The organism is Paenibacillus humicus NBRC 102415 (genome assembly GCF_004000905.1).
GTDB classification, from domain to species: domain Bacteria; phylum Bacillota; class Bacilli; order Paenibacillales; family Paenibacillaceae; genus Paenibacillus_O; species Paenibacillus_O humicus.
In genome coordinates, this window is record NZ_BIMD01000011.1 from 52,468 (window position 1) to 77,832 (window position 25,365).

The 25,365-nt window shown below is 55.1% G+C and carries 29 protein-coding genes and 1 pseudogene; 7 read left to right on the forward strand and 23 right to left on the reverse strand.

The window, feature by feature from the left end:
- Position 1 precedes the first annotated feature (1 nt).
- The 8 genes from PHU01S_RS09555 to PHU01S_RS09590 form a co-directional block, all read right to left on the reverse strand.
- The gene (locus PHU01S_RS09555; RefSeq protein WP_049868557.1) at positions 2 to 397 is read right to left on the reverse strand and encodes a VOC family protein; all 396 of its coding nucleotides are present in this window, start codon (positions 395 to 397) and stop codon (positions 2 to 4) included.
- Positions 398 to 481: 84 nt separating this feature from the next.
- A complete protein-coding gene (locus PHU01S_RS09560) occupies positions 482 to 901 on the reverse strand; it encodes a MarR family winged helix-turn-helix transcriptional regulator (protein ID WP_048743559.1) in 420 nt (139 codons plus the stop codon).
- Between the two features lie 66 nt (positions 902 to 967).
- Complete coding sequence (locus PHU01S_RS09565) at positions 968 to 1,702, reverse strand: SDR family NAD(P)-dependent oxidoreductase (RefSeq protein WP_049868558.1); 735 nt, start codon at positions 1,700 to 1,702, stop codon at positions 968 to 970.
- 11 nt (positions 1,703 to 1,713) lie between these two features.
- Entirely contained in the window at positions 1,714 to 2,463 is a 750-nt protein-coding gene (locus tag PHU01S_RS09570) for an SDR family NAD(P)-dependent oxidoreductase (RefSeq protein ID WP_127507348.1), read from the reverse strand.
- 24 nt (positions 2,464 to 2,487) lie between these two features.
- A complete protein-coding gene (locus PHU01S_RS09575; protein ID WP_127507350.1) occupies positions 2,488 to 3,753 on the reverse strand; it encodes an MFS transporter in 1,266 nt (421 codons plus the stop codon).
- A 43-nt stretch (positions 3,754 to 3,796) separates the two neighbouring features.
- Positions 3,797 to 4,606 carry an SDR family NAD(P)-dependent oxidoreductase gene (locus PHU01S_RS09580; RefSeq protein ID WP_049868563.1) on the reverse strand — a complete coding sequence of 270 codons (810 nt, stop codon included), beginning with the start codon at positions 4,604 to 4,606 and terminating at the stop codon, positions 3,797 to 3,799.
- A gap of 328 nt (positions 4,607 to 4,934) precedes the next feature.
- Positions 4,935 to 6,149 carry an isochorismatase family protein gene (locus PHU01S_RS26990; RefSeq protein WP_218032437.1) on the reverse strand — a complete coding sequence of 405 codons (1,215 nt, stop codon included), beginning with the start codon at positions 6,147 to 6,149 and terminating at the stop codon, positions 4,935 to 4,937.
- 107 nt (positions 6,150 to 6,256) lie between these two features.
- Positions 6,257 to 7,507, reverse strand: a complete 1,251-nt coding sequence (locus PHU01S_RS09590) for a helix-turn-helix domain-containing protein (RefSeq protein ID WP_127507352.1) — start codon at positions 7,505 to 7,507, stop codon at positions 6,257 to 6,259.
- A 148-nt stretch (positions 7,508 to 7,655) separates the two neighbouring features.
- Between PHU01S_RS09590 and PHU01S_RS09595 the strand changes: the two genes are divergently transcribed.
- The 3 genes from PHU01S_RS09595 (at position 7,656) to PHU01S_RS09605 (ending at position 10,557) form a co-directional block, all read left to right on the forward strand.
- Entirely contained in the window at positions 7,656 to 8,411 is a 756-nt protein-coding gene (locus PHU01S_RS09595; protein ID WP_021878151.1) for an SDR family NAD(P)-dependent oxidoreductase, read from the forward strand.
- Positions 8,412 to 8,655: 244 nt separating this feature from the next.
- Complete coding sequence (locus tag PHU01S_RS09600) at positions 8,656 to 9,255, forward strand: TetR/AcrR family transcriptional regulator (RefSeq protein ID WP_048743543.1); 600 nt, start codon at positions 8,656 to 8,658, stop codon at positions 9,253 to 9,255.
- 72 nt (positions 9,256 to 9,327) lie between these two features.
- On the forward strand, positions 9,328 to 10,557 hold the full coding sequence (locus PHU01S_RS09605; RefSeq protein WP_048743545.1) for an MFS transporter: 1,230 nt from the start codon (positions 9,328 to 9,330) through the stop codon (positions 10,555 to 10,557).
- Between the two features lie 90 nt (positions 10,558 to 10,647).
- On the opposite strand, the gene PHU01S_RS09610 is transcribed toward PHU01S_RS09605, so the two are convergent.
- The 3 genes from PHU01S_RS09610 to PHU01S_RS09620 form a co-directional block, all read right to left on the reverse strand.
- Positions 10,648 to 11,409 (reverse strand): FlxA-like family protein, encoded by a 762-nt coding sequence (locus PHU01S_RS09610; RefSeq protein ID WP_127507354.1) that lies wholly within the window; start codon positions 11,407 to 11,409, stop codon positions 10,648 to 10,650.
- A gap of 128 nt (positions 11,410 to 11,537) precedes the next feature.
- Entirely contained in the window at positions 11,538 to 12,092 is a 555-nt protein-coding gene (locus tag PHU01S_RS09615; RefSeq protein ID WP_127507356.1) for a hypothetical protein, read from the reverse strand.
- A complete protein-coding gene (locus PHU01S_RS09620; RefSeq protein WP_048743549.1) occupies positions 12,073 to 12,570 on the reverse strand; it encodes an RNA polymerase sigma factor in 498 nt (165 codons plus the stop codon). Before PHU01S_RS09620 ends, PHU01S_RS09615 begins: the two co-directional genes overlap by 20 nt.
- A 252-nt stretch (positions 12,571 to 12,822) precedes the next feature.
- On the opposite strand from PHU01S_RS09620, the gene PHU01S_RS09625 reads away from it, so the two are divergent.
- Complete coding sequence (locus PHU01S_RS09625; RefSeq protein ID WP_127507358.1) at positions 12,823 to 13,683, forward strand: hypothetical protein; 861 nt, start codon at positions 12,823 to 12,825, stop codon at positions 13,681 to 13,683.
- A 133-nt stretch (positions 13,684 to 13,816) separates the two neighbouring features.
- Here the strand turns inward: PHU01S_RS09625 and PHU01S_RS09630 are convergent, their stop codons facing one another.
- Together PHU01S_RS09630 and PHU01S_RS26275 are read right to left on the reverse strand one after the other, a co-directional pair.
- Positions 13,817 to 14,824, reverse strand: a complete 1,008-nt coding sequence (locus tag PHU01S_RS09630) for an SDR family NAD(P)-dependent oxidoreductase (RefSeq protein WP_127507359.1) — start codon at positions 14,822 to 14,824, stop codon at positions 13,817 to 13,819.
- A gap of 135 nt (positions 14,825 to 14,959) precedes the next feature.
- On the reverse strand, positions 14,960 to 15,223 hold the full coding sequence (locus PHU01S_RS26275; protein ID WP_127507362.1) for a hypothetical protein: 264 nt from the start codon (positions 15,221 to 15,223) through the stop codon (positions 14,960 to 14,962).
- Between the two features lie 153 nt (positions 15,224 to 15,376).
- Here PHU01S_RS26275 and PHU01S_RS09640 point away from each other — a divergent pair, with 153 nt between their 5' ends.
- Positions 15,377 to 16,360: a nucleoside hydrolase gene (locus tag PHU01S_RS09640; protein WP_048743552.1), complete on the forward strand. Its 984-nt coding sequence runs from the start codon at positions 15,377 to 15,379 to the stop codon at positions 16,358 to 16,360.
- 146 nt (positions 16,361 to 16,506) lie between these two features.
- On the opposite strand, the gene PHU01S_RS09645 is transcribed toward PHU01S_RS09640, so the two are convergent.
- The 5 genes and pseudogenes from PHU01S_RS09645 to PHU01S_RS26280 form a co-directional block, all read right to left on the reverse strand.
- Positions 16,507 to 17,370 carry a type II CAAX endopeptidase family protein gene (locus PHU01S_RS09645; protein WP_127507364.1) on the reverse strand — a complete coding sequence of 288 codons (864 nt, stop codon included), beginning with the start codon at positions 17,368 to 17,370 and terminating at the stop codon, positions 16,507 to 16,509.
- A 290-nt stretch (positions 17,371 to 17,660) separates the two neighbouring features.
- A pseudogene (locus PHU01S_RS09650) lies at positions 17,661 to 18,074 on the reverse strand (TMEM175 family protein); the annotation flags it as partial.
- 119 nt (positions 18,075 to 18,193) lie between these two features.
- Complete coding sequence (locus PHU01S_RS09655; protein WP_021878138.1) at positions 18,194 to 18,637, reverse strand: SRPBCC family protein; 444 nt, start codon at positions 18,635 to 18,637, stop codon at positions 18,194 to 18,196.
- A gap of 12 nt (positions 18,638 to 18,649) precedes the next feature.
- Complete coding sequence (locus PHU01S_RS09660; protein ID WP_127507366.1) at positions 18,650 to 19,138, reverse strand: MerR family transcriptional regulator; 489 nt, start codon at positions 19,136 to 19,138, stop codon at positions 18,650 to 18,652.
- A gap of 121 nt (positions 19,139 to 19,259) precedes the next feature.
- Complete coding sequence (locus PHU01S_RS26280; protein ID WP_127507368.1) at positions 19,260 to 19,619, reverse strand: hypothetical protein; 360 nt, start codon at positions 19,617 to 19,619, stop codon at positions 19,260 to 19,262.
- Here PHU01S_RS26280 and PHU01S_RS09670 point away from each other — a divergent pair.
- Complete coding sequence (locus PHU01S_RS09670; RefSeq protein ID WP_048745111.1) at positions 19,606 to 20,694, forward strand: MBL fold metallo-hydrolase; 1,089 nt, start codon at positions 19,606 to 19,608, stop codon at positions 20,692 to 20,694. The genes PHU01S_RS26280 and PHU01S_RS09670 overlap by 14 nt on opposite strands.
- A 166-nt stretch (positions 20,695 to 20,860) precedes the next feature.
- Here the strand turns inward: PHU01S_RS09670 and PHU01S_RS09675 are convergent, their stop codons facing one another.
- From PHU01S_RS09675 to PHU01S_RS09685, 3 genes are all read right to left on the reverse strand, one after another.
- Positions 20,861 to 21,325, reverse strand: coding sequence for a DUF8821 family protein (locus PHU01S_RS09675; protein WP_048745110.1), 465 nt, complete (start codon positions 21,323 to 21,325; stop codon positions 20,861 to 20,863).
- Between the two features lie 83 nt (positions 21,326 to 21,408).
- A complete protein-coding gene (locus tag PHU01S_RS09680; RefSeq protein ID WP_127507370.1) occupies positions 21,409 to 22,011 on the reverse strand; it encodes a class I SAM-dependent methyltransferase in 603 nt (200 codons plus the stop codon).
- A gap of 89 nt (positions 22,012 to 22,100) precedes the next feature.
- Positions 22,101 to 22,781 (reverse strand): TetR/AcrR family transcriptional regulator, encoded by a 681-nt coding sequence (locus PHU01S_RS09685; RefSeq protein WP_127507372.1) that lies wholly within the window; start codon positions 22,779 to 22,781, stop codon positions 22,101 to 22,103.
- A 138-nt stretch (positions 22,782 to 22,919) separates the two neighbouring features.
- Between PHU01S_RS09685 and PHU01S_RS09690 the strand changes: the two genes are divergently transcribed.
- On the forward strand, positions 22,920 to 24,272 hold the full coding sequence (locus PHU01S_RS09690) for an MATE family efflux transporter (RefSeq protein ID WP_048745114.1): 1,353 nt from the start codon (positions 22,920 to 22,922) through the stop codon (positions 24,270 to 24,272).
- Positions 24,273 to 24,353: 81 nt separating this feature from the next.
- Here the strand turns inward: PHU01S_RS09690 and PHU01S_RS09695 are convergent, their stop codons facing one another.
- Both PHU01S_RS09695 and PHU01S_RS09700 read right to left on the reverse strand, forming a co-directional pair.
- Complete coding sequence (locus PHU01S_RS09695) at positions 24,354 to 24,701, reverse strand: VOC family protein (protein WP_048745108.1); 348 nt, start codon at positions 24,699 to 24,701, stop codon at positions 24,354 to 24,356.
- Between the two features lie 189 nt (positions 24,702 to 24,890).
- Positions 24,891 to 25,364, reverse strand: coding sequence for a PAS domain S-box protein (locus PHU01S_RS09700; RefSeq protein WP_127507375.1), 474 nt, complete (start codon positions 25,362 to 25,364; stop codon positions 24,891 to 24,893).
- Position 25,365: the final 1 nt, after the last annotated feature.

Genomic DNA, 25,365 nt, shown 5'->3' on the forward strand with positions numbered 1-25,365 from the left:
TCTACCGAGGCAGCGAAAGCTGCCAGGAAACGCCGAACTTGTCCACGATCCAGCCGAATTTCCTGCTGAACGGATACTCGCCCAGAGGCATCAGAACCTCCCCGCCCTCCGACAGGCGCGCAAAGACGCGCTCTACTTCCTCTTCGGTGTCGCAAGCAAGGAACAGGGAGAAAGACGGCGTGAACGTAAAGGCATGCTTGACAAAGCTGTCTACGCACATGATTTCCTGGCCCTTCAAGGAGAACGCCGCCTGCTTGACGGTTCCCTCCGGACCGGGTTCATCCGCCCCATACCGGGTAATGCTCGTGATTCCCGAATCCTCGATGACAGAGATGTATTCCTTCATCGCCGCCTCCGCGTTTCCTTCAAACATCAAAAAGGGCGTAACCTTTTTCATGATCCGCTCCCTCCTTATTCTCCTGCTTCCAAAGCCAAGGCCGCTCCTTCGGATCCGCATTCCGCCCGCCGATCGATCGCTCTCTTAGTCTTCGCTGTTCATCTTCTTATATATTCTCGCCAAATGGGCCCGGTCCTCCTCGGTCAGCTTCTGGAACAGCTCCCTGCGCAGCCTTTGGCCTTCCAGAGTCGCCTTCCTAAGAACGGATGCGCCCTTCTCGGTGATTTCCAAGTAAACGATCCGGCGATCGGTTTCATCCACCTTGCGGACAGCCAGTTCCTTGCCGACCAGCTTTTCCGACAGGTAGCTGAGCGTCGGCGGGGTGAGCCCCAATATTTTGGCGATGTCCGAAGGGCGGCTTTTCCCGTTCTGCTTCAAGTGGCCGAGCACGAGAACATGGGAGACGCCGAGATCTTCGGAAAAGGTTTTATTCCACTGGACGATCAATTGATTGGTGAATTGATCCATATCGCGGATGAGTTCGAATATGGTCTGCTCTTCCATAAGCTCCTCCTTGAACAAAAAGAGACAGCCCCTAATGGAAATTAAGGGCTGTCATCATCTTACACGTTATTGGGCCGAGTATCCACCGTCGACGACCAGCTCGGAGCCGGTGATGTACGAGGAGTCGTCGGAAGCCAGGAAGAGCGCCGCTTGGGCGATGTCGATGGCTTGTCCGAGGCGCTGGAGAGGCGTGGCCTGGATCAGGCGTCCCAGCAGATCCTTGGACGTGCTCAGCGCTTGGGTCATCGGCGTTTCGACGATGCCGGGGAAGATGGCGTTGACCCGGACGCCTTGGCGGCCGAACGTCGTAGCCGCCGCTTTGGACAGAGCCCGCACCGCTCCCTTGGAGGCGGAGTAGGGATTGAAGCCTTGGCCGATCAAGGCGGTGTAGGAAGAAATATTGACGATCGACCCTTTGTTCCGGGCGGCCATATAGGGAGCGACATGCTTCATGCCGGCGAAGGGCCCGAAGCCGTTGATGGAGAGCATCTTCTGCCAGTCCTGGGCATCGGTTTCGGCGAAAGGCTTCTCCGAGGAGATGCCGGCGTTGTTGACGAGGATATCGATTTTGCCGAAGCGTTCGCTCACTTCCTTGGCCAGCGCCTGCCAGTCCTCGTCGGAGGCGACATTCAGCTTCATTCCATGCACATTCGTTTTCTGGCTGGCCCTTTCTAGCGCGGCCTCATTGATGTCCGCCGCAATGACGATGGCGCCTTCCTGTGCGAACAGGTCCACCATGCATTCGCCGATTCCCGATGCTCCGCCGGTGATGATGGCTACTTTCCGATCCAATTTACCCATTGTGATTGCTCCTAACGTAATTTGATGGAACCGCCGTCGACCATGATCGTCTGGCCGGTAATGTAATTCGCTTCTTCGCTCGCCAGGAATACGGCGACCTGGCCGATATCCTGCTCCGGGTCGCCAAGGCGGCGCAGCGGGATCCGGTTGATCATCGCCTCGTACATGTCCGGAGCGCTGTCGCGCCACTGCTCGACACCCGGCGTCAGCGCGATCGGAGAGATAAGGTTGACGTTGATTCCGTCCGGTCCCCATTCATTCGCCGCGACGCGGGAGATCGCCCGGATCGCTTCCTTGGCGGCCGCATAGGAGGTCTGGGTCGCTTGTCCGTCGATGCCGGCGCCCGATGCGAAGTTGATCACCTTGCCTTGCGATTTCTTCAGCTCGGCGTAAGCTGCCTGCATGAAATGGAAGGTCGGATAAAAACCCGTTCCGAACGACAGATCGAGCTGCTCCTGGGTTGTTTCGATAAAGCTGGCTTGTCTGGACGCATGCGCGTTGTTCACCAGAATATCCAGCTTGCCGAACTTCTTGACGACCTCGGCCACAATGTCATGCGCATTGTCCTTGACCGAGATGTCCCGGATGAACAGGCGGCCTTCCGTGTAGCGGTTGACCTCGGCGAGCGTCTCCCGCCCCTTCTGCTCGTTCACGTCGACGATGGCAATATGCGCGCCTTCCTTGGCCATGGCGAGCGCCATGCCGCGCCCGATACCCGATGCGCTGCCGGTGATGATTCCGACTTTTCCTTGCAATCTCATTGAAATCCCTCTCTCTTCGTTGGATTAATTCCATGAGCCGGCTTGCTCCAGCCTTTTCTTTCCTCGGAAGGCAAGGCCGATGCAGGCGATATTAATGATCAGCATGATGCCGATGGCGTACAGCACCGGGGTGTAGCTTCCCGTGTAGTCGAACACGTAACCATAGGCCGGCAGAGCCACGATCGATGAGATCGCCAGCCCCATGGAGGCGTTGGAGTAGATCTGGCTGTATTCCTTGTTGCCGAACAGAGCCGAGGTCAGAGCCGGCCCGAGCGTTCCGATCGACGCGGACACAAGGCCGAAGAGGCCGACCGCAAGCGAGATGACGGCCGTGCTGGAAGCCGAGAACAGCAGCAAGCCGATGGACAGCAGGCCAAGAAGCATCGTGGCGATCGCCGTGTTCCGGGTGCCGATCTTATCGCTCGCGTAGCCGATGACCAAGGAGCCGATCAGCACGCCGATCATATTGGTCGCCATGACATTGCCCGCGAACGACACATCGAAGCCTTTGTTCATCAAGTACGTCGGAATGTGCATCGAAAAGCTTGCCGCGGAAGTGATCATGAAGAAAAAGGCGATCAGCGCATAAAAAGCGGAGGATTTTTTGGCGGCAGCCAAGGTGACCCCTTTATTTTCCACCGCTGCGGCAGCGCTCCCTTTTGTGCCCGCCATTTCTCCCGCCCCATACGCAAGCGCTTTCTTTTCTTGAGGCGACTTCCTCAGCAAAAGAATAATGATGGGAACCACGATGACGATGACCGCGATGCCGACGATCATATAGGACTGTCTCCAGCCTTGATGCGCGATCAGGCTGCCGACAGCCGGCTGGGTGAAGGCTCCAAGCAGGCCGCCTGCCGCGCCCATGATTCCAAGCGCCAGCCCTTTGCTCTTCTTGAACCACTGATTGATCAGGACGGGACCGGCGATCACGGTGATGAACACTCCGCCTACGGCCAGCGGAACGGCAAGGATATACCATCCCCATACGGAGCTCATGAGCCCGAACAGAGCGAACGCTCCGGCCTGCAGAATGATGGCGATGCTCAAGATGAACCGGGTATCGTACTTGGCCATCAATTTGCCGCCGATAGGCAGAAACACCATCGTCACGATAGCCGAGACGCTGAAGTACAAGGACAAGCTGCCCATTCCGACTCCCAGATCGGTCGATACTTGCTTTAAAAAGAGGCCCGCGGAGTTGTTGAGTGCAGCTTTTCCCAATCCGACCATGATGCAAAGCCCCAGCAAAATCCACCACGCGTAGTGGATTTTCTTTTTGGCGTGATTCATCGCGTTTTTTCTCTCCCCAATGCTAAGGTTCCTTGCGCGAGCGCTAGCCGCTCTGCGCCGCTTTCATGAATTGCTCAAAATCCGGAACGGTCGGGTTGGCGATATAATGTCCGCCTTCAACCTGGATCGTCTGTCCGGTGATGAACTTGGATTCGTCCGATGCCAGGAACAGCACGGTATGGCCGATATCATCCGGTTCTCCGTGGTAAGGCAGCGCGTTGTATTTCGCGAACAGATCCAATACCTGCGGCGGCATGTTGTTTTTGGCGGCCGGCGTCAAGATCAGTCCAGGCGCGACGCCATTGCATCGAATGTTATGCTTGCCATACTGGGTCGCGATATATTTCGTCAGGTTGACGACACCGGCCTTCGAAGCGCCGTAGGCAACGCGGACGGCATCGGAGGCGAAGCCCGCCATGGAAGCGGTGTTGATGATCGAGCCGCCGCCGGCTTCGATCATGTGAGGGATCGCGAACCTGCAGCCGAGCAGCACGCTCTTCAGGTTGACATTCATCAGCCGGTCCCACTCATCCAGATCGACGTGGACAGCATCCAGATCCTTCTTCAGATTTGTCAGCCCCACATTGTTGAACAGGACCGCAATCATGCCGTACTGCTTGACGGTGAACTCAACGGCTTCCTGAATCGAGACCTCGTCGCCGGCATCCAGGAAGATGCCGACCGCTTCTCCGCCTTGAGCCTTGATATTCTCAGCCGCCGCCTTCGCCCCGTCGACGTTGAAGTCGGCAATAACGACCTTGGCCCCTTCCTTCGCCATCAAGCTGGCGGCGGACAAGCCTATTCCCGAAGCCCCTCCGGTAATAAGCGCAACCTTTCCGTTCATTCTTTCCATTTGGTTCAGGCTCCTCTCTCTGAAACGTTTGATGACGCATGCCGCATCATCTATATTTAGATGTTTAATTATTAGACGTCTAAATAGTATCAAAAGATCGTTCCCGGCGCAATGGAAACTCCGACTGGAAATGGCTTAAATACTGGGAGCAAGGCAATAAAATGGAACCCGGCCCTTGTGTTCCGCGCCGAACGGATTCTTGTCCTCCGCCGCCGCGGACCGCGCATCAAAACCAAAAAAGGCTCCGTGGTCGGAGCCCTGGATGGCTGCAGGCGGTTATCAAGAATCGGGTGAGGATGATTGCCCTTCCCCGCTGGGCGGCGATGGCCTACAAATATTTGTTCAGGTTGTTCCACACGACGGCATATCCGCTGGGAAGCATGTGGATGCCGTCGACCGCATACTCCTTGTTCAGGTTGCCCTCCTCGTCGGCCAATCCCTCGTTCACGTCGATGAAGACATAGCCATGCTTGGCCGCCAGCAGCTCGATGGCTTCGTTCGCTTCGCGGATCGCCTCGTTCGTCCGGTTGCGGAACACTTCTTCCATCGACTCTCTCGGAACGAATGGAAACTCCGCCTTGGCATTTACGGGATAATAAGCCATGACATATACTTGGCACTCCGGCAATCTCCGGGCAATCCGAGTCAGAATCTCGTCGTAGTTGGCAAGCAGACGCTCCAGCTTGTAATCCGGAGCGCTGATGTCATTGGTTCCGATGTTGATGAAGAGGCTGGAGGGCTCCAGCTCGAAGATGCATGCTTCCAACGACTCCAGCAGCTCTGCCGTCACGAAGCCGGCTATGCCGCGGTTATACAGGCAGCAGCTGCGATCCAGCGTTTGCTGCAGCTCGTTGATCGGGAAAAACTCCATCAGCGACGACCCTGCAAACACCGTTTGCCCCTTACGGGCCAGCCGGTTGAGCATCGAGTACTTTCTCGCCTTCTCCTTCTTCTCGTCCAGCGCTTCCGGCCGCACAGCCAGCGAGTCCGCCCACTGGTCGACAGAAATCACCTCGGCCTGGAGAGGAAACACCTTGTCCATGAGAACGCGATGGACTTCGGGATCGGCATCCAGGCATGCATCGGCAAGCACCTTAAGCGCAAAATCCTTGTCTGCCGCTTCCCGCAACGTCGATAAAACGACTCCGCTTGTTGCGATGCCGCTGAGAATGAGCGTATCGATCCCATTGGCGCGGAGGATGACTTCGAGGTCGCTTCCGGTGAATGCGCCGACCCGGAGCTTGGTCACGATCGGCTCGCCTGGCCAAGGCTGCAGGGAGGAGTGAATGTCCGTAGCCGCTTCCGGCACGGCCGCTCCGGCACGGCCCGCAATGCCGCCGAACATTTTATTGCGTGTATTGATCTCGGGATAGCCCTCGCGAAAGGCTACCCGCACGAAAATAACGGGAATCGAGTGCCGGCGCGCGGTTTCAAGAGCTTTTTGGAATGGGAGCAGCGCATTCTCGTGTTTGATGTAACGAGATACGACGCTGTTTTGCATATCCATGACGAGCAGCGCGCTTTGGCCCCCTGAACTGTGCATGTGCTCATCCTCCTTTTCTCCACGTACCGAATTCAACCTGCCGATTGCATTCTCCTGCCCGGCCGGCGAAACGAAAGGCGATCATGCCCCTTGGGGCGGGAGCGGCTCTAATGAAGCTTTCGCATCGGCCGCCGTTCCGAGCGACGGTAGGCGCGCGGGGTCGTCCCTTCCCATTTCTTGAACACCTTGATGAAATAGCTCTGGTCGTGAAAGCTCAGCCACGCGGCGATGTCGGCGACCGGATAGTCGGTCAGGGCCAGAAGCTTTTTGGCTTCCCCGATCCGCTCGCGCTGGATGTACTCGGAGAGGGTGAGGCCGACCTCCTTCTTGAACAGCCCGGACAGGTAATTGGGGCTGAGATGGACGCGCTCGGCGAGACGGCCCAGCGACAGATCGCCGTACAGCTGGCTTGCGATCTCATGCAGGCAGTCCTGCACGGAAGGCGAGTAATGGCCCCGGCGCACCTGAGCCACCCGGTCGACGAAGTCGAACAGCGCCTTCGTCATGACGGCTCCGACCTCCTGCAGCGAGCCCATCTCCTCCAGCTGCTGGATGTAGTAGTCGCTGAGCGTGAACGCGTCCTCCTCATGCAGGCCGCCCTCGACCGCAGCCCGGCAAATAAGGGCGATGCCTGTAATCATCAGGTTCTTTTCGCTGCGGAGCCGGCTGCGCTTGGCCAGCACGCCGAACTCATCCTCGCCGATGATGAATTCCATCGCGAAGGTGCGCATCCGCTCCCTCTCCCCGGTCCGCACATAATGCAGCAGGACGCGCTCATGAGCCAGATTCGCATGCAGCAGCCCGCTGCGGCGGCCGCGCGACAGCTCTGCATCCGACTCTCCCTTGGAGGCGGCCGGCTCCTGCAAGGGAAAGTCGGCCAGCAGGCTTGCGGCCGGGTCGACAGACTGCCGGCGGATGGCATAGTGGACCATCAGGCTGAGCGCGCGGGCGCGATCCGGAGGCAGGAGCGGCACCTCCTCGTACAAGTCGAGCAGCGGACGGCGGTTGGCCGCATGGAGATTCTCCAGCTCTTCGCTCCACAGGCCGTCATGGGGGCGCTCCTGCACGATAGGGCCGAGCACGAGCGTGCCGGCCAGGCGTTCCTCGTCGAGCGCGTTCACGAAGAAATATTGCAGCCGGGAGCGGGTGAAGTGGACCGGCTGGTCGGCGGCATACAGCGCGTATTCGTAGCCGGATACCTGTTCGCGGACGAAGGAAGCGAAATAAGGGTTTGTCCGAAGCGGATCGCCGGCGTATTCGGCTTCGATCCTCCTCCCCGGATGGATGACAAAAACCGGCACCCCCAGAGCATCATGGAGAAGCCGGCCAAAAACGGCCAGCTCCGGCAGCTTGTTCATGCGTGCGTCCACCTCCCGAGAATCTCAGCCAATAGAATGAGTAGAAAATACTACAAATCGGAGAAAACTACAATTATCGTCCATGTAAGCGCCTTACACTATAGAGGCAGAACCGATGGAACTACACTCCGGAAAGGAATGAACGCATATGTTGGACCATAAAATTGCGGTTGTTACGGGAGCGGGAAGCGGCATCGGCCGCGCCACCAGCCTGAAGATGGCAGGCTGCGGAGCGAAGCTCGTCGTCGTCGACTTCAACGAGGCGACAGGCCGGGAGACGGTGCGCCTCATTCAGGAGCAAGGCGGCGAAGCGGTCTTCGTGCAGGCCGACGTGTCGAAAGCCGAGGACGTCCGGCGCTATGTGCAGGCGGCTCTGGACGCCTTCGGCCGCATCGACGTGTTCTTCAACAACGCAGGCGTCGTGCAGAAGTTTTCCAAGCTGGCGGATATCGAGGAGAGCGAGTTCGACCGGATCATGAGCGTGAACGTGCGCGGCGTATTCCTCGGCCTGAAATACGTCCTCCAGGTCATGGAGAAGCAGGAGAGCGGCGCAATCATCAATACCGCCTCCACCGCAGGCGTAAAAAGCGAGCACAGCGCTTCGGCGTATTCCGCCAGCAAGCATGCGGTCGTCGGCCTGACAAAAGGCGCGGCGATGGAATACGTGAAGAAGGGCATCCGCGTCAACGGCATCTGCCCGGGCGGAGTCGAGACGGCGCTGACGAAGGGCGTGGAGCAGGCGTTCATGTCCGGCGGCTACGTGCCGGAGGAAGTCGCCAACATGCGGATGGGACGCTACGCCCAGCCGGAGGAGCTGGCAGAGGTCGTCTGCTTCCTCGCCTCCGACCGCGCCAGCTACATGACCGGCTCGATCGTGCTTGCCGACGGCGGGCTGACCCTGTAATTGAGGAGGAGAAGCCGAAGCGGCTTGACCGCTTCGGCTTTTTTTCGCCTGCGCCTGTGCATCCTTCTCCCGTCTGGCCCTGATATCCACCCCACCTGCCACGGTTCGCCCATCCCGCCGCCATCGGCCGGAATATACCAGGAGCGGAATCGGCATCCTAGGGTTGAACCTGTGCGCCTATTCTTCTATAATACTGAATAAATGTTCAGTATTATTTCACCGCCCGAATCGAGGTGACGCCGCGATGAACAAAAAGCAGCAGCAGACCGAGCAGACCAAGAAAAAGATCGCCGAAGCAGCGCGGACGCTGTTCATTCAAAAAGGATACAAGGCCACGTCGATCGACGAGATCGTCAAGGCGACCGGCTGCAGCGCCGGCAACATCTATTACCATTTCAAGAACAAGGAAGGCCTTATTCTCCATCTGCTGGATGAATGGAACCTGGAATGGGAAGAAACATGGCTGGCGCAGGAGCACCGCTACGAGACCGCAATCGAGAAGCTGTACGGGATGGCCGAGCATCTGGCTCTCGATCAGTGGAACCACCCGCTGGCCAAAGCCGTCGACGAATTTTTCAACCTTTCGGACAAAACATCGGATGTGGAAGAACGGATGAACGAGATCGTCCAGGGGTATCTTCTCTTCAACCGCCAGCTGCTTCAGAAAGGAATCGACAGCGGAGAATTTGCCGTCGCGGACGTGGGTGCCGCGGCCATGATTCTGGACAGCCTGCTGTACGGCCTCAGCCAGCATACCCGGCGGATGCAGCGCGACGAAGCGCTTGCGGCGTATCGAACAGCTATGGAGATGCTCTTGCACGGCATCGCCAAGGCGGCCCGTTAGCCGCCTTTTTTTCGCCATAATCTAGAACGAATATTCAGGATTCAAGCGCACTTACACAGGGGGATCAACATCATGACTCTATTGCTGAAGAAACGCGGAGCTATCCTGCTCCTTATGCTCAATCTGTTTTTAGTGTTTACGGGAATCGGCCTCGTCATTCCGATCATGCCGAAGTTCATGGAGCTGCTTGGCATCACGGGCAGCATGGTCGGGCTGCTTGTAGCCGCCTTCTCGCTCACCCAGCTGCTGTTCTCGCCGCTGGCGGGCCGCCTGGCCGATGCGTTCGGCCGCAAAAGGATGATCGTCGCCGGCATGACGGTGTTCGCCGTGTCGGAGGCTTTGTTCGGCCTGGCCGAGCAGCCATGGCTGCTGTTCGCCTCCCGGCTGCTCGGCGGCGTCAGCGCCGCCTTGATCATGCCGGCGGTCATGGCCTATGCGGCGGATGTCACGACTCGCGAAGAGCGCGCAGCCGGGATGGGCTACATCAACGCGGCCATTACGACCGGCTTCATTATCGGGCCCGGAATCGGCGGCTACATCGCCGAGTTCGGCCTGCGCGTTCCTTTCTATGCCGCAGCCGCAGCGGGACTCGCCGCCGCTTGCCTCACCTTTTTCGTCCTGCAGGAATCCAATCCGGCTGCCGAGGCCGAGGCGCCTACCGATGCAGCCCCTTCTTCGGGCAATCCGCAGAAGGGCTTGGCCGCCCAGCTCGTGACGGCGCATCGCGAGTCTTATTTTCTCAGTCTGATCATCGTGTTCACCTTGTCGTTCGGACTCGCCAACTTCGAAACGGTGTTCGGCCTGTTCGTGGACCAGCAGTTCGGTTTCGGGCCGAAGGACATCGCCTTCATCATCACGTTCGGCTCCATCGCCGGCGCCGTCGTCCAGGTTACGGCCTTCGGCCGGATTCTGAATCGATTCGGCGAGAAGCGCGTCATTACCACCTGTCTTCTGTTTGCCGGCTTCTTTATCCTGATGACCTTGTTCGTGCATACGTTCTGGCTCATCTTCGCCGTGACGTTCATCGTCTTTCTGGCGATCGACATCCTGCGGCCCGCCATCAGCACCCAGATGTCCCTGCTCGCCAAAAACGAGCAGGGCTACGTGGCCGGCTTGAATTCAGCGTTCACCAGCCTCGGCAACATTGCCGGACCGATCATCGCCGGAGTGCTGTTCGATGTGAATATTCATTATCCGTATACGCTCGCCAGCATTGTCCTGCTGCTCTGCTTCGTCATGTCGCTGCGGATGGAGCGCGGACGGCCGCGGGAGACGCCGGAATCCGGACGGCTGCCGAGCTGATCGGACACCCGCAGCAAAAAGCCGTTCCGGCTTGCCGGAACGGTTTTTTGAGGCTCAGCCTGATCGTCGGGCTTCCTGGGCATTCATGGCTTATACTCGGATATCGATGGAAGCTGCTGCCGGGCGCAGCGAGCCGGCAGAACCAACGTCGGCAGCCTGCAGCTCCTTGGATTTCGAAGGGCTGCCGTTCTCGTCTTCATCTTCCGGAAGGACCGCGCCATTCGAATTCATGTTGTCCTCGCTGCTATTGGAGATGTCATTGATCTCGGAAATAAGCTCATCCATTTTTTTATCCACGACATGGATCTGAGAATGTATTTCCTGCACCATTTCCCGCTTCATCTTATAGACGGTTTCTTCCGCATTCTGGAGCATTGCCGATCTTCCCCCGTCATCCGAGGGACCCGCCTCCAGCATGGTGCGGTCGGATCGGACTCCGCCCTCCAAGGTTTTGATTTCACCGCCCATCTTGGCTCGCAACCCAACCGATTTGTTCAACTCGGTCAGAGAAGAGCTCTTCTCGATAATAACGGCAAGGTGTGGATCATGGGCCGTTTTGGCCGGAGGAGAAGCCGGTTCAGGCGACCGTGTTTCAGGAGCGCTCCTCTTCAGATTCTCCATCCTGATTTCAGAAATTCTGGAGTCAATTTGCTGCATGCCGCTTGTCAGCGACTTTACCCGCTCCATTTTCAGCTTGGAATCCATCTCTTTGTTGCTGCTGACGCTGGCCAGCTCTTCCTGTATTTTTGCCCTTTGTTTATTGAGCTGCTGGATTTCCTTATCCTGTGCGGGGCTTGAAGTGATTTTATTCGACCCTCTATCCGTTTTCGGCACAGCGGAAATAGACGACATAGGAACCTCTCCTAATTAAAGTTGAAATTGGGTTTCCAACCCAATATCGGAAGAAGAACCTGAATGAATTAGCCCTTCCCATCCCGGCAAGTTGCCGCCCATCAGCGTCTATTCTGCCAACTAAGGAGTTAATGTTGCGGGGCTATATTGTTGTAGATCACATCAGCCGTCACCTTACCGGCGCCGACATCCTGTGAAGTATAGCCGGACACGGCATTCCCGACTTTAAATTCCTTCTGCAGCAGCTCTTCCGATGGCTTGGCGGCCGTTGGACCGTCGATGCCCAGCTTGGTTTGATCCGTTACCGTTACCCACAGGTCGCCTATTTTGAAGCTTTTGCCGTCAGCGCTCACTTCGGAGATGACACCATCGATATTGACGGCGACTTTCCCCATGACAGGAGGCTTAGTTGCAACCTGCGTGGGCTCGGGGGCAGTCGTTGGGGCCGGTTGGTTCATCGTCAGGATGCCGACCGACAACGCCGCGCACGCCGCGATTCCAACGGCCCAGCCTGCTGCCTTTCTTTTCTTCGCTTTTTCCATGTGCAGCTCCCCTTTTTGAATGTTCTCCTTGGCTTTCGTGGTCCTATCCATTTCCCGCATCAGCTTCTCATACGTGGCTTCATTAAAATTCTCGCTCGTCTTCACACCGGACATAGCCGATTTATAAACCGATTTTTTCATCTTCCAGGCCTCCAATCTTCTCTTTCAAGAGGGAGCGTCCTCTTGCCAGCCATGTACCTACCGTTGCGGATTTCGACTGCATAATGACGGCAATTTCCTGGATCGAATACCCCTCATAATAGTGCAAGTGAATCGGGATCCGATATTTCTTGTCCAAGGCGAGCACCGCCTGCAAAATCTCGTTTTCTTCCTTTGGGAGATAGCTCAGGTTTTCCGGAACCGGATTTCTGCTCCTGAACCATCCCGTTTTAAGCATATTTTTGCTTTTATTGATCGCGGTTCGAATCAGCCACGCTTTTTCATGCTCGCCGCTTTCGAATACAGGGCGCTTTTGCAAATAGGCGAGAAACACTTCCTGCGCCACTTCTTCTGCATCCGCTATATTTTTCAAATAGGCAAAGGCGATTTTAATCAAGCTTTGCGAATATAAGTCCAAGGCCCGCCGCACAGATTCATTGAGCTCAAATGAATGGTGCACATCCGCACCCCCTTTCCCTTTGAATACAACTGAGGGTCCCTCTATTTTTCATTGGGGCCCATTTTATTTTGGCGAAAGGCGATTCCAAGCCTTTCATGGCTATGAACGCAAAAAGGCCGCAGATGAATGCAGGCCTAGACGGAAAGTTTATTTCTATTTTTGTCCATTAATATTAAGAATATGGAATGTCGATCCGAGATTAGAAAAGTAGAGGACAATCGGAATAAATATCGAGATAGGGGTGCATGTCGGATGAAGATCTACAGCTCAAGCCCGTATGACGTGAATTTGTACCTGAATTCCAAGCAGCCTGCCGATAAACCGGCTTTGGTCGCAGGCACGATACCCGAACTGTCGCATGACACGGATACCGTGGCGATCAGCCCGGCTGCCAGAGAACTGGCGGCATCCGATCTGGTGAACCATTCGGCCATCTATTTTGGAACCGCCCAAATCAATGATTCGCTGAATCGCCTTCTCGACGGTCAGCCCTCAGAGGTGAGGGAGGCCGCATACGGCATCATTCAATCCAATTTCATTACCGACGTATCCGGAGAAGAGGAACGGGCAGCTTTATCGGAATTAGGCTTTGCTCAAGCCAAGTATATGGCGGACAACTACATGAAGGAGAACGATGCGGCTGAATTCATGCAGACCATCCGTCAAATCGGAGCGATCTCCAAAACCCGTACCGTAGACCCTGAAACGAATGAAATCCGTTATGAAACGCCGCCGCAAAGGCCTGTTGGAGCTCCGGACGATTATATCGACTTGGCGTATATGATGAAGAAATTCGAACCGAAAACGATGGACAAGCTGCAAGAAGCGATAACCGGCGGAAAAGACTGGAACAGCATCCTGCAATCGTTCGCCAAGACCGCTTCGGCCCGCAAGGATTGGGTGCAGGAATTCCGGGAAGCTGCAGGCAGGCAGACCGGGGACATTGCCGAGGAGAGCCGGTTCGGGAATGCCTCTACAGTCAGCATGGCGGAGTTTGTCCACGATATCAAGGCCGTCATTGCCAGTGCCGGATTCAAGCATCCAGAGTTGCTATCCGATTCTATAGAGGCATTTATGCGCACATTGGGCAGCCCGACATCCAGTTCGTACTAGCAGCTGCGTACAGCTTCCGAATCCGTTCTGACATTAGCGCTTCACGCAGCGGCTGAGAAAGCGGCGGAGGGCTTAGAAACATCGCCAGGAAAGTCCACCTCAACGATTATATGGACGATTGTATTACCCAGGATTACTTTGTGTTGCCAGGGGATATGCTCTTGAAACGAATTGGCTGGGACGCTGAACTGGCTCCTTTGAGCCTGCCGATCGTTGCCGTGATGCCTTCCTCGTAACTCGTGGCCGCGATCGGGCCGATTCGTCTCGCATACTTTTCCCCGCTGAGACGCAGCGGCTCCTTGGTCAGGTAGAGCATTTCCACCACTTCCTTCATGGCCGGCACGAATAGTCCAAGCAAGGACAGCCCAATCCGGCCGAGCGGGATGACAGGCTTGGATACGCCGCTCGCCAGTCTGGCGATGCGGACGATGTCAGAGCCCGTGATTTCTCCTCCGCCAGGCAGGTTCCATTCTTCTCCGTAGGCATCGTCCCTGAGCGCAAGCTCGACGGTCATTTTGGCCGCGTCCGGCAAATACACGTATTCGCGGGGCACATGCATGTTCCCAATAAACAGGGCCGGCTTGCCGGCCGCGACGGCTTCCATCGTAGAGCCCAGGTAGGAAGCCTGGTTCGCCGACGGTCCGTAATAATCCGGCAGCCGAACGATCAAGGGACGGGCATGTTCCCACCGCCGGTCGAATATCATTTGTCCGTACATCAGCCTGATCCGCCCTTTGCGGGTATGAGGCTCCTTAGGATGGGACTCGCTCACCCATTCGGACTGTCTCCTCCCGTAAGGGTAAATGCCGTCCATGACGACGACCTTCAGACGCAGCCGATTCGCTGCCTCCATGACAGCCTCCCCCAGCGGAAGCAAGCGCTCGGCCATATCCTGGTAGGGAACGTTGGCGCAATGGAAGAGGACATCCCCTTCCTTCGACGCTGCTTCAACCTCATCGGCAGAAAAGGCGTCTCCCGTCGCCAGCGTCAGTGCAGCGGGATTGCCGAGCTGCTCCGCCAGGCGGCTCAGCTTGCGAAGAGAACGGCCAAAGGCAATGACCGGGATCCCCCTCCGGATCAGCTCCTCGGTGACTGCCGCACCCGTTCCTCCAGCAGCTCCGATGACAATGGCCTTGTTCATTTCGCTTCCTCCTTATTTGTGATTGATCAATCACTAACTATGGAATCCACTATACCGCTTTGTTAGTGATTGGTCAATCACAATTTTCAGGAAAGAAAGGGCCGATTGCTCAGCCCTTCATCCGTTTCGGGATATTCAAAGCCATGGATACGTTGCAAAGCATTCCCCGAGCCAAAAAAGAATCGTTCGATCTTCCGGGTCCGGAATCCCCGCAGAGCGGAACGCCTCCTGCACCAAGCGGCGGACTTCCCCAAGCCCTGCCTTCATGGCCGTCCTCGGCTTCTCCCGCATCGTCAGCGCCTGCATCTGAAGGAGCGTCTCCTGTCGGCGGGAAGATAGAATCTGCTCATACGCGGAGATCAGTTCCCTTACCAGCTTCTCGAATGATGGATCAATCACTATTCAAAGGGTACCAGCAATTCATGCCGGGAACAAACGAACAACAGGCTGCCCCGAAAGCCTTCGCCGCTTGAATCGGTTTGAAAGGACACCGTATACTAAGTGGACAACAAGGACGACCCTATCGACCGACAGGAAGGAACGAACCCATCCATGAATACGAACCTCCGCTTGATCATCGATACCGACACTGCCGGCGACGACGTCACTTCCCTGCTGTTCGGCATGCTCTGGCCCGGCGTGAGCGTAGAAGCGATCACGACCGTAATGGGCAATATTCCCGTCGAGCAATGCACCCTCAATGCGCTGACAACCGTGGAACAGGCGGGGAAAGGCGGAAAGGTGCCTGTGTTCCAGGGCTGCGATCGGCCTCTGCTCCGCCCGCTGGTACAGGCCGCATACGTTCATGGAGCGGACGGCATGGGAGATTCCGGCTTCCCGCCGCCTGCGCTCAAGGCCGAGGACGAGCATGCGGCAAACGCCATCGTCCGGCTGATCAACGAGCATCCGGGAGAGCTGGAGCTGGTCGCGCACGGTCCTCTGACCAATCTGGCAGTCGCCTACATGCTCGATCCCTCTATTGTCCATAAAATCAAAAAAGTATGGGTCATGGGCGGCTCCTGCCACTTCCGGGGCAATATTACGGCAACGGCGGAGTTCAACTTCTATGTCGATCCGGATGCCGCTCAAATGGTTTTCCAAGCCGGTTTCCCTATCGTCATGATCGGATGGGACATCTGCTGCCGCTACGCCCTTGTCGGCGGCGAGGATCTGGCCAAGCTCGAACGCATCGATACGCCGATCGCCCGCTTCTATCGCCAAGTCAACCGCAAAGCGCTCGCCTTCAACCTCGCAAACGGCTTGAACGGCGTGACCCATCCCGACTCGGTCACGATCGCCATGTGCATCCGGCCGGAGCTGATGCTCCGCTCGCAGCGCTGCCATGTCGAGATCGAGTGCCATAGCGAGAGCAACCGCGGCTTCAGCGCCGTCGACACGCGGCCTGCTCCCGAAAACACCCCCGCATGGAGCGGCGGCGAAAGGACGAGCGCCGAGGTATGCCTGGAGGCCGACTACGGCTTGTTCTACCGCATGCTGACGGCGATGCTGAGCGGCGACTATCGGGAATTCGTGTAGCCGTTATCGACGGACGGACACTTCTTTGAAATGTCCGAACCGAGACCAGCTTTTCGCTTGCGAACCGATTCGACAGAAAAAGATGCGGCCGACTCAGCGGTTGAAGCTTCGGACCGCTCCGCTGCGAACCTAAACATCGCCTCTCTTCAGAACGGCCTTAAGCTCATTGGCCTCCTCGACATGAACCATGCCGCTGCCAGCAAGGCAATAGCGACCAAAATTCCCGATTCTCCCGTCCAGAGCAGCGCATTTCCGCCTTTGGAGGAGGCATCGAAGACGTCCTGAATGATGGCATTCCAGGATGCATGCAGGAAGACCGCAGGCCATATGCTGCCGGTTGTCAGCCTCAGGCGTCCGATGATGAAGCCGAAAGAGGTGACCGATACCATGAATAAAATTACGGAGAGCACAGGGTAGGGACCGGAATAATACAGCCCGGCAATCATCACGGGAAGATGCCATACCCCCCAAATCATCCCGCTGGCGAGCATCGGGCGCGGAACGCGGGCGTCGATCAGCCTAGTAAGCATATACCCGCGCCAGCCGAGCTCTTCTCCGACGCTGCCGATCAGCCCGACTGCCGTGCCGGCAACCATCTGCAGCAGCAAGAGCCCTATGAAAACAATTGCAGGCGGAGCCTTGATGAAGAAATCCGGGGCCGCGAAATCCACCAGTCCCGCAATCCAAGCCGTCCCGTAGGCGAACAGGCCGATGACGGCAGGAAACAACAAAATAAAAGGCAATGTCCTCCACGTCCGCCTCCCCCCTGTCTTCAAGGAGATGTCCGCTGTGCCTTCACGCAGCAGCAGACGCGCGAGGATGGAGGACAAGCCGGGCGTCCACATAAGGAACAGGACAAAGATCGGAATTTTCAAAGCCAGGATGTAGCCGAGCGTGGAGAGCGGGATGAGCATGGAGAAGAAGACGAGAAGTCCCCTTCTGGCAAGTCGAATACGCTCCCTCTCTCTGTCTGTGCCTGCAGCGGGTGCATGGTCGAAATTCGGGTTCATGAATGACAGCTCCTTTTTTTATGTATAAATCTATTTAGAACTATAGCAATGGCTCCATCTTCAGCAGAACCGACCCCGGTGCAGTATTCCCCCCCGACCAAAGACCCGCCGCAATGCGACCTAAGCCTAAATCTGCCGCCGGAGCCTCAGCAAGCGGAAGCGGATCGTCAAGACGCGCAGGCCATTCAACAACGAAAAAAAGCTTTCCAAAGCCGGTTCGGCTGGAAAGCAATCAGGTCCACACACACATCGTTACAGCTCGGCCCCAAGCAAGATTTAAAGATCGTCGCTCAGCGGTCTCCCAAAGCCTGCTCGATTCGCTTGTCCGGCACGAACCAGATCGCCGCGACGAGCGCGAAAAAAAAGCCGGATATCCACGGACTCGCGTATGCGGTCAAGACCGCGAGCAAGTAGAGCAAAGGGGATAGCTTGCCTTTCCAGTCTTTGCCCATCTGCATGACAAAGGAGGAATCGCCGGCATGCTGGTTCATAATCGCGCGCTGAAGAAGCCAGTAGGAGAGCGCCGCCAGCGATAGAATAATCCCGTACAGCGCTGTCGGAGTGGCTGCAAAATGGCTTTCTCCCATCCAGGCTGTCGTGAATGGAATAAGAGACAGCCAGAAGAGAAGCAGCAGGTTCAGCCACATCAGCCTCCCGTTCATCGTACGGACCATGTGCAGCAGATGATGATTGTTCCAGTAGATGCTCGCTTCCCGCGCTCATTCGACTCTTTCAGGTTCGAAAGCGATGCTCCCGATGCGGCCCGCGCCTTGATGGCGGCGTCCGGACTTCCAGCAGCGGCTAGGCTGGCCGTACGAAATGCTTACGCCTCTCCTTGGAATATCTTGCCCAAAGCGTCCAGCATGATGGTTGTCCCATGTTCCCGTATTTCCGGCGTATCGTGTCCGTCAAGAAACGCGCCTTGCTCGGTGAAGATCAGCTTGGTGCCGTCATCCACCTCGATAAGCTCGACCGTAGTCATCGAGACGGAGATCCGTATATCGTTCGAATCCATGGTGTAGGTGTACACTATGCGCCGCTCCGGAATCAGCTCCTGGTAGCTCGCATCGAAGGTGAAAATCGGCCCTTCCGGCGGCCCGCCCCTGCTGTACTCTCGCCCGCCAACCCGAAAATCGAAGATGTCCGGCTTTGAGAACCATCGGGCTTTCGCAACCGGGTCCGACCAAGCCTGATACACCCGCTCCGGCGAAGCGGCATAAGTCCTCTCGACGACAAAGGTCGCATGCTTCACAAATCGTTCGTTCATTGTTCTTCCTCCTTAGGTTTCGTCACTCTGCTTCTCGGCAAGAAAGTCCCCCAACTGATCCAGATTACGCTCCCAGCTCATCTGCCGCTCGAGGACGGGCTTCTCGAATCCCGTCTTCATCGCTTGCAGAAGGCTCGTGAAATCTTCAACCGTCAATGGCGCCTTGCCTTGCAAAAGCTTGGATGCATGTCCCAGCAGCTCTAATCGTTTCTGCTGCATTTGAATCTGCTCCTTGATCCGGCCGATCTGCAGCTGGACGATCTCAAGTGGACTGATCCACCCGGCGCCGAGAGCGGACTTGATCTCCTCCAGAGACAGCCCCAGCTCCTTCAGCGACAAGATCTGGTGCAAATATGACAGATCCGCCTCACTGTACAGCCGGTGGCCGGATTCCGTCTGACCCGATGGAGAGAACAATCCGATCTGGTCGTAATAACGCAAGGTTCGAACCGTAAGCCCCGTCAGAGTGGCGAGATCCCCGGTCTTCCACTGTCTCTTCATTCCCCTCTCCATTCTTTGGCGCTAGCTTTCTACCGGTATCTTTATTGTGAACCATGACGCAGCGTAAGGTGCAAGCGGAAAAACCGGCATTCTGCCAAGATCTTTTTTCGGCGCGGAGGATTCATTGAAACTCGACATCGGTAACAAATGGGCTTTGCTGGATTAGAGGCGGCAGTTGCTCCGCATCGCAGTTTCCAGACAGCTTGAGGGTTATTTCCATGGCGTTTGAAGCTGTTGTGAAACCAAGCGGTTCGGCCAGCCAAGAACGAACGCAAAGGACCGCTTCGCAAATTCTCGCCGGAAGGGTTATGATGAATAAGGTTGTTCTAACAAAGGCGGATTCAAACCATCCCGAATCGGAAGAGAGTCCCATGACGGCAGCATGAAAGCTAAAGCGAGTCGCGGAATTTGCGGATGGGTCTGTTGCCGTTCTACTGAAGAATGCTGGAGCGAAGGTGGTATGCAGCTTGTGGTGGTTCATTATTCCTTTTGGCGTCATTGCCGCCCTTTATGTAACGTTTCTATTCTATCCGGCGTTAGGCGGACGGATATCCCGTGAAGAGCGCTCGGCGTTCGTTGCAAAGGGAGCTTTATATTCCGGCCGTAAATTCAACAACATCATTCCAACCTCTACCGCTGCCAGTCCTGCTGCTATGATTGCCGTGGCGAAGGAATTTATCAAAGGCGGGAATAATCGCAAGCCCGCTGCAGCACTCCCGATCGACCGGGTCGATCCCGCTGAATTCACGGGCTCCGATGAGACGAGCATCGTATGGTTTGGACATTCGACGTTTCTGCTGCACATGGAGGGGCAGACCCTCTTGGTCGATCCGATGCTCGGCCGCGCACCGTCGCCCTTTCCGCTATTCGGAGGCAAACGGTTCAGCGGTCGGCCGCCGCTGGATGCCGAGCAATTGCCGCCGCTGGACGCCGTACTCATCACCCACGATCACTACGATCATCTCGACTACGGCACCGTCAAACGGATCAAGGATAAGGTCGGCCGCTTCTTCGTACCGCTCGGCGTAAGGGCTCATTTAATTCGATGGGGCGTAGATCCGGACAAAATCGAGGAGCTCGGTTGGTGGGATACCGCTGCCTTGGGAGGACTGCAGCTCGCTTGTACGCCGGCGCGCCATTTCTCGGGCAGGCGCGGAGTCGATCAAAATGCGACTCTTTGGTGTTCCTGGGTCGTGAGAGGTCGGCACAAGAGCGTCTTCTGCAGCGGAGACAGCGGTTACGGTCCCCACTTTAAAGAAATCGGCGATCGGTACGGACCTTTCGACGTTGCCATGATGGAATGCGGCCAGTACGATGCAAGCTGGGAAGCAATCCATATGATGCCGGAGCAGACGGTGCAGGCGCATCTTGATGTGCAGGCGAATCTGCTGATTCCAATCCACTGGGGCGCCTTTACATTGGCTCTCCACGAATGGACCGATCCAATCGAGCGTGTCGTTGCAGCAGCAAGCCAACAAGGCGTGGCGATCGCAACGCCAAGGCTCGGTCAAACCGTCCTTGTCGGCGCTCCGCAATCGTCGGCCTGGTGGAAATAGGCGAATCAAACCGAAAGCAGCACGAGTGCTTACCGCTCCGTGCTGCTCTCTTCTTAATTAACCGTGAATGGATTATCCGATGATGTTACGAGAAATACGGCTTCCACACATGGACATGCCACTGTTTCTCATTGGCTGCGTGTGGGATGCCGAACGACATGAACCTTTAATATTCTCCCTTAATGACGAAAAACGAACCCCGGATTGTGCCCGCTAGTTTAGACTTCTGCCTGGCAAACTTGAACTTCTCTTCCAGCTCCTTCGGTATGTCCATCCCCTCTGAGAGCTTGAAGCCAACCGCCCTTTTCTTAGGGTCGTCCACGGTATACATAACATTGATCGAAAGACCGTCCTCATAAAAGACGTAGGCAAATTTGATGTTCTCCACTTGGAAACGCGACGTTTCCAACGGTTTGGCCGCAAACTCGATACCCCGTTCCTCTTTTAAAATCCGGTTCACATAATCCAGCGTCTCCCGGCTTTCGCTTGCCGGAACAACCGTAAATTCATGCTTGTATTTGTTCATAAAGTAACGGGCCTCATTGGCACGCAGACCAGCAAGCGCGTCGGCTACAGGTGAAGACTCTAGACCAACCGTGGACACATGATTGAAGTCAACGATATAGGACATTTCCATCTCTCCTTTTCATCTCATTATTCCCAAAAAAACGCGGGTACTTTCGGTGTGGCTCACAGCACTGCTTGCACGGCAAGTCACTTTTGAGCATCAAGTATAAACATCGTTGCATCTTGTCCCATGAACAAGTTATCTCCGGCATAAAAAGTTTTGGATTGAATGTTTCCATACCCCATTTTCGTCATTTTGCCGATTAATTCCTCTTGATGGAATCCATTATGAACGAGATCTGAAACGATATGTTCATTTTTATTGAAATCGACGATAAGCAAATGTCCTCCTTCATGGAGAACGTCAAATAACCGGGATAGGACGAATTCGTAATCCTCGATATGAAGCAGCACCTGAGCCATGAAAATATAATCCGCACGTAAATCCGATAACTCACTCTTTTCAAAATCAAAGCATAGTGTATGTGCATTCGAAAGATTGGAATCGGAAATTTTTTGCTGGATTTGATTAATCATGTTCGGTGAAGCATCCAGAAACAGCATGGAATGAAAATCGTTCAGCAAATTCATGCCGACAAGACCGGTGCCGCATCCAAAATCGATTGCATTCTTGCTTTTAGCGTCAGCTAAATGTTCACGAATGGCATCCGATGATACCTTAGCGATATGGATTCTCTCCGGCGTGTCATATGTGCCCGCTATCCTTTCAAACTTATCCGTATTTCCCATGTTCACCTCTCCAATCGATCTCAAAAAGGCTTCGCATCATAAAATTTGCCGTTGCTTGGCGAATTCCGCTCATTCGAAACTACGGCGTTCTACTTCTTCTGCTCCACAATGACCTGCTCGATCCCCAGCAAAATCAGCTTCAATCCGAACTCAAAAGCCCGGTCGGTCCCCATCAGCTCGAACAGCCCGTTCGTGAACATCCTCCGGAACAGCCCCGCTTCCGTCTCGCTCATGGAGTCAAGCAGCGCAGCCATCTCCTCGCCCGGAAGCACTTCCTGTTCTTTAAGGACAGCGGAAACATTGCGCTCATGCTGATAATTGTCCAGAACAAAGTAGAAGACATAGTTAACTAGCGTAGTAACCACCTGCATCTTCTGCTCCTGCTCAAGCGGCGTCGATTCCACGCAGAGCAGCATGCGGTTGGTGAACCGGATGATGTCCGGTTCGTGGGGCAGCGTCATCATCATGAGCTGCGTGGAGCAGGGATACCGGCTGAGCACATTCCGTACCGTTGCCGCAAGATCCGTCAGCTGCTCCTTCCAGTCTCCGTCGGAGTGGAACTCCTCCAGAATCATTCTCGAAACCTGGTTCGCCAGACGCTGGTACAGATTCTGCTTGCTCTTGAAGTACCAGTACAGAGAGGGAGCCTGGATTCCCAGCCGGTCGGCCAATCGCCTCATGCTGAATTTCTCGATGCCATCCTCTCCCAGAAGCTCCCACGAGGTTGCCAAAATCTTATCCTCCGAAATTTGAGGCTGCTGCTTTTTCATCCTTATCCGCCCTTTTATCTAACAGTGTAAGTTTATGCTTTACAGGTGCATAGGTTCATGATATCATCTAACACTGTAAGGTTCAATCTAACACCGTTAGAGTGCAAGAAAAAATAAAGGAAGAAAGCAGTGATCTCCATGGAGGCAGAAAACCTTCACTACTTCGAAAAAGCGCCAATCGCAAAAGCCGTCGCTCACTTCGCCGTACCGATGATGCTCGGCACGTCGATGGGTGTCATCTATTCCATCCTGAATGCCTATTTCCTCGGCACCCTCCACCATACGGCCATGCTGACCGCACTCGCGCTGACCTTGCCGTTGTTCGCGGCCATTATGGCGCTGGGCAACTTGATTGGCATAGGCAGCGGCGCGTTCATCTCCCGCTTGCTGGGCGAGAAAAAATATGATGTTGTCAAGCATGTGTCCTCATTCGCCTTTTACAGCAGTCTATTTCTCGGCCTAATTGTGATGGCCGTCGGCCTCCCGATAATCGATCCCATCGTTCATGGGCTGGGGGCGACGCCTGACTCCTTCGGCTTCACAAAGGACTATGTCACCGTCATGCTTATGGGGTCGCCCTTCGTCGTGTTATTCTTCACACTGGAAAATATCGTACGCTCCGAAGGAGCAGCCGTCACGTCGATGATCGGCATGATTCTCAGTGTTGTCGTCAATATTATTCTCGATGCGCTCGTTATCTTCGTCTTCCATTGGGGTGTGATCGGCGTTGCGTCCGCTACGGTCATTTCCAACCTCGCGGCAGGTGTATTCTTTGCCTTTCATATCAGATACAAGAGCTCCTTCTTAACCATTTCCGTAAAATGGTTCAAGGTGACGATGGACATTCTGGGCAATATATTCAAAATCGGAGTCCCCGTCTTTATCATGAGCATCTTCTTGGGAGCCATGTCGCTCATCTTCAACCATTATCTTGTGGATTATGGGAATCAGGCCGTAGCGGCTTATGGCGTATCGTCCCGTTTATTGCAATTTCCCGAATTTATTCTGATGGGCCTGTGCGAGGGAGTCGTACCGTTGATCGCCTTCACCTTTACAGCCAATAAACTGCGCATGAAGCATGCCATTGGATTTACAATCAAAGCGATTGTGGCGTTGGCAGTCGTTTTTGGCGTCATCGTCTATCTGATTTCCGACCACTTGATCGGCATGTTTACGAATGACCCGCAATTGATTGAAATGGGCAGCTACATTCTGCATGTGACGTTCCTATCCTTGTTCATTACCGGAATGACCACGTTGTTCACGGGAATCTTCCAAGCAACAGCGCAAGGAACGGCAGCGTTTATTATGTCCATTATTCAAGGAATCACTCTGATTCCCGTGCTCTATATCGCCAATCGAATGAACGGCTTCCACGGGGTCGTCTGGTCGCTCGTCATCGCGGATGCCGTCGCTTTCCTTGTCGGCGCCGTCATGCTGTATGTCCTGCGGACCAAGCTGCAGCCGGATTTGGAATCTTTGGTACAGTAGAAGAGCTATGCCGCTGTTGGACGAAGCTGCCGCAATCAAGCAATTTCCCCGTCAGCTCAATAGCAAATGAATGACAACTCGTTATTTCTCCCAAAGCTCGACAAGTCGACCGTCGGGATCTTCAATCCAAATAAATTTTCCAAATTCACTAGCCTCTTTTTTCTTTGCAAGAGGTACACCAATACGTTCAAGATGCTCAATAGTCTCGTCTAGATGATATACTTGGAAATTCAACATCACTTGTTGTTCTGTTGGAAAATAGCTGTCATTCTCGGTGAAGAAAGAAAAGATCGTCTCATTTCCTGATTGGGGTTTTATCACAGTCCCATTCCAATTTTCAATCTCAATTTTCAACACTTCACTGTACCATTTTTTTGTTTCTTCAAGATTTTTAGTTCTCCAAAATATTCCTCCAAAACCTTTTATCATGGTTATCATGCTCCTCTGTCATGAAATTTTCTGCTATCCGATTGCAATAGATATTCGAGCTTAAATTTCAAGTTCCTGTTACAGGCAAGACGCCCGTGCCGTCCCGGAAGCATCAAAGCCGCCGGACCTCTGACCGAGTCCGGCGGCTTTTTCGTCCAGCCATTTTTTTGGGATGCTTCTGTATTGCATTTATTCCACAGGAGTCGATCCCTGTATCCTGGCAAGCTCATCACGCTTCAGCTTCAGAAGTTTCTCGATCCGCTCGAGTTCTTCCCTGGCTTGGCGCGAAGCGTTCTCGGCCTGTTGAATCTGCTGTTCATAATCCATCCTCCGGCATACGGGCATTAGAATGAAATCGTATACCCATCCGCCATCCCGTTCCGCGCCCGAAGCGTTCAGAAGCACAGGGAGGACCCGGCCGCTGCTCGTTTTCAAAGTCAAATACATCTCCTCGACGCTCCGGTTCAGCTTGATGAGAGGAAGGAAATATAGTTGGAAAAAAACCTGGCTGGAACGGGTCAGCAGCGATTCGAAGCTGCTTCCGCAAATTCCCTGTTTCTCATATCCCAGCAATCGGCACAGCGTGGCGTTGACCTCCCGAACGTCACGATTGTCGTCCATCAACACATATCCGCAAGGTGCACGATCCAGTTGTTCGTCCATG

Bases quoted from the DNA above. Each gene is read 5' to 3' on its own strand.
- PHU01S_RS09655 (WP_021878138.1), bottom strand. From the start codon at position 18,637: ATGAACGAACGATTTGTGAAGCATGCGACCTTTGTCGTCGAGAGGACT.
- PHU01S_RS09615 (WP_127507356.1), bottom strand. From the start codon at position 12,092: ATGAAAAAATCGGTTTATAAATCGGCTATGTCCGGTGTGAAGACGAGC.
- PHU01S_RS09590 (WP_127507352.1), bottom strand. From the start codon at position 7,507: ATGAACAAGCTGCCGGAGCTGGCCGTTTTTGGCCGGCTTCTCCATGAT.
- PHU01S_RS09700 (WP_127507375.1), bottom strand. From the start codon at position 25,364: ATGGACGAACAACTGGATCGTGCACCTTGCGGATATGTGTTGATGGAC.
- PHU01S_RS09555 (WP_049868557.1), bottom strand. From the start codon at position 397: ATGAAAAAGGTTACGCCCTTTTTGATGTTTGAAGGAAACGCGGAGGCG.
- PHU01S_RS09680 (WP_127507370.1), bottom strand. From the start codon at position 22,011: ATGGGAAATACGGATAAGTTTGAAAGGATAGCGGGCACATATGACACG.
- PHU01S_RS09690 (WP_048745114.1), top strand. From the start codon at position 22,920: ATGGAGGCAGAAAACCTTCACTACTTCGAAAAAGCGCCAATCGCAAAA.
- PHU01S_RS26990 (WP_218032437.1), bottom strand. From the start codon at position 6,149: ATGCACAGTTCAGGGGGCCAAAGCGCGCTGCTCGTCATGGATATGCAA.
- PHU01S_RS09600 (WP_048743543.1), top strand. From the start codon at position 8,656: ATGAACAAAAAGCAGCAGCAGACCGAGCAGACCAAGAAAAAGATCGCC.
- PHU01S_RS09675 (WP_048745110.1), bottom strand. From the start codon at position 21,325: ATGTCCTATATCGTTGACTTCAATCATGTGTCCACGGTTGGTCTAGAG.
- PHU01S_RS09570 (WP_127507348.1), bottom strand. From the start codon at position 2,463: ATGAGATTGCAAGGAAAAGTCGGAATCATCACCGGCAGCGCATCGGGT.
- PHU01S_RS09610 (WP_127507354.1), bottom strand. From the start codon at position 11,409: ATGTCGTCTATTTCCGCTGTGCCGAAAACGGATAGAGGGTCGAATAAA.
- PHU01S_RS09580 (WP_049868563.1), bottom strand. From the start codon at position 4,606: ATGGAAAGAATGAACGGAAAGGTTGCGCTTATTACCGGAGGGGCTTCG.
- PHU01S_RS09645 (WP_127507364.1), bottom strand. From the start codon at position 17,370: ATGAACCCGAATTTCGACCATGCACCCGCTGCAGGCACAGACAGAGAG.
- PHU01S_RS09575 (WP_127507350.1), bottom strand. From the start codon at position 3,753: ATGAATCACGCCAAAAAGAAAATCCACTACGCGTGGTGGATTTTGCTG.
- PHU01S_RS09560 (WP_048743559.1), bottom strand. From the start codon at position 901: ATGGAAGAGCAGACCATATTCGAACTCATCCGCGATATGGATCAATTC.
- PHU01S_RS09695 (WP_048745108.1), bottom strand. From the start codon at position 24,701: ATGATAAAAGGTTTTGGAGGAATATTTTGGAGAACTAAAAATCTTGAA.
- PHU01S_RS09625 (WP_127507358.1), top strand. From the start codon at position 12,823: ATGAAGATCTACAGCTCAAGCCCGTATGACGTGAATTTGTACCTGAAT.
- PHU01S_RS09640 (WP_048743552.1), top strand. From the start codon at position 15,377: ATGAATACGAACCTCCGCTTGATCATCGATACCGACACTGCCGGCGAC.
- PHU01S_RS26280 (WP_127507368.1), bottom strand. From the start codon at position 19,619: ATGAACCACCACAAGCTGCATACCACCTTCGCTCCAGCATTCTTCAGT.
- PHU01S_RS09660 (WP_127507366.1), bottom strand. From the start codon at position 19,138: ATGAAGAGACAGTGGAAGACCGGGGATCTCGCCACTCTGACGGGGCTT.
- PHU01S_RS09565 (WP_049868558.1), bottom strand. From the start codon at position 1,702: ATGGGTAAATTGGATCGGAAAGTAGCCATCATCACCGGCGGAGCATCG.
- PHU01S_RS09630 (WP_127507359.1), bottom strand. From the start codon at position 14,824: ATGAACAAGGCCATTGTCATCGGAGCTGCTGGAGGAACGGGTGCGGCA.
- PHU01S_RS09595 (WP_021878151.1), top strand. From the start codon at position 7,656: ATGTTGGACCATAAAATTGCGGTTGTTACGGGAGCGGGAAGCGGCATC.
- PHU01S_RS09605 (WP_048743545.1), top strand. From the start codon at position 9,328: ATGACTCTATTGCTGAAGAAACGCGGAGCTATCCTGCTCCTTATGCTC.
- PHU01S_RS09685 (WP_127507372.1), bottom strand. From the start codon at position 22,781: ATGAAAAAGCAGCAGCCTCAAATTTCGGAGGATAAGATTTTGGCAACC.